Consider the following 1677-nt stretch of genomic DNA (forward strand, 5'->3'; position numbering starts at 1 on the left):
CCTGAATCCGTGACAAAACATCTTTACAATGGTCGCAAACCGTTGATACGATAAGGGAAAACGACGTTGACGATTCTTCATCAAGTAGGTGATGTGATGAAAGATTTCCCGATTCGGTTTGTATTGACAGATGAAGCGATTACCCCAAGTGCTGGGCTTGCTCTCGTTGGCTACTTACTCCATCGAACGAAACTGGATAAACGGGTAAACGCACTTCGGCTTCCAACGGTTCGTCGAGAAGTGCACATTTCCCATAGCGATGTCATTCGCTCGATGATTGGCTTGCTTGCCACAGGAAAAACGGATTTCGATCATATCGAAGCGTATCGTCAGGACGATATCTTTTCGGCATCGATGGGGATTCAGCACGTGCCTTCCTCTCCAACCTTGCGACAACGACTCGATCAGCTCGCTTGTCTTCCGATGACCGAAACGATTCTTTGGGAGGAGTCCATACGTCTGTTGATTCAACGACATGCCACTTTGTCCCCTTGTTGGACCAAAGGAAAGACGACATGGCTTCCCCTTGATATAGATGGTTCCCCATTTGACAACTCCGATACGAAAAAAGAAGGAGTCAGTCGAACGTATAAAGGATTTGACGGTTTTACACCGTTGTTTGCGTATGCAGGGAAGGAAGGGTATCTCGTTCATGCCGAGTTGCGTCCAGGGAAACAACATGTGCAAGACAACATGCCCTCGTTTTTAGTCACCGCTATCCGTCGAGCTCGTCAACTGACTTCATCTCGTCTGCTTGTTCGCATGGATGCAGGAAACGATGCAGAAGCGAATGTGCACGTATGCCTAAAGGAAGACGTGGACTTTGTCATCAAGCGAAACTTACGCCGAGAATCGAAAGCGCTTTGGTTCCAGATCGCTTCGCAAAAGGGCAAACGTGTCGATGATGGACAAAGCGAAGGAGTACAAACCTATGAGCTATGCCTTCCACAGAAGGCAGCGATCGATGGAAACACGTATACGTACGTTCAAGTCACCCAAGTGACGGAACGGACGATGGAACGCAATGGACAGCTGATGCTCGTTCCTGATTATGAAGTGGAAAGCTATTGGGTGCGGCTCAAAGGATACGAGCATGTTCGAATGAGCGATGTGCTCGCGTTGTATCATGACCATGCGACATGCGAACAGTTTCATAGCGAACTGAAGAGCGACTTAGATTTAGAGCGGCTTCCATCTGGGAAGATGAAAACGAATGCGCTCGTGTTGGTCATGGGAGCCTTCGTTTACAATCTTCTTCGTCTGATTGGACAAGATCTATTAAGCGATCCGAGACATCCGTTGCACCACAAAGTGAAACGCCGCCGCATCAAGACGATTATTCAGACGGTGATCACGATGGCAGGGCGACTCGTCCGTCGATCACGACAGATCTGGATGAAACTGACGCGAAGGAGTGGCTATAGCGAGCCCCTACTGAACGTCTATCAGAAATGGAGAGAGGCAAGATAACGAACGAATGTTCGGGCACTGATGTCCAACGTCACTCCCTGTGCTTTTTTGTCTATTTTTTTGGTTCGTATACCTAAAAAAGAGATTTGTTCCATTTTCGGAAATAGAGATGACATAGGTCATAAGCATAAAAAGGGTTTTATGGATTATCAATCCATCAAAATTACAACAAAATCAAAGTCGATTTCAATTCATCACGGATTCAGG

General features: G+C 47.0%; 1 protein-coding gene. It reads left to right on the forward strand.

Annotation, left to right across the window (positions count from 1 at the left end; translation table 11 throughout):
* Positions 1-96 precede the first annotated feature (96 nt).
* A complete protein-coding gene (locus tag IEW82_RS19835; RefSeq protein WP_044899598.1) occupies positions 97-1470 on the forward strand; it encodes an IS1380-like element ISGsp2 family transposase in 1374 nt (457 codons plus the stop codon).
* The last annotated feature ends 207 nt before the right edge of the window (positions 1471-1677 follow it).

The sequence above is a fragment of the Pullulanibacillus camelliae genome (genome assembly GCF_014642655.1).
Taxonomy (GTDB): Bacteria; Bacillota; Bacilli; order Bacillales; family Sporolactobacillaceae; genus Pullulanibacillus; species Pullulanibacillus camelliae.

Excerpts from the sequence above, each read along its gene's own strand:
- IEW82_RS19835 (WP_044899598.1), top strand. The coding sequence starts at position 97 with ATGAAAGATTTCCCGATTCGGTTTGTATTGACAGATGAAGCGATTACC.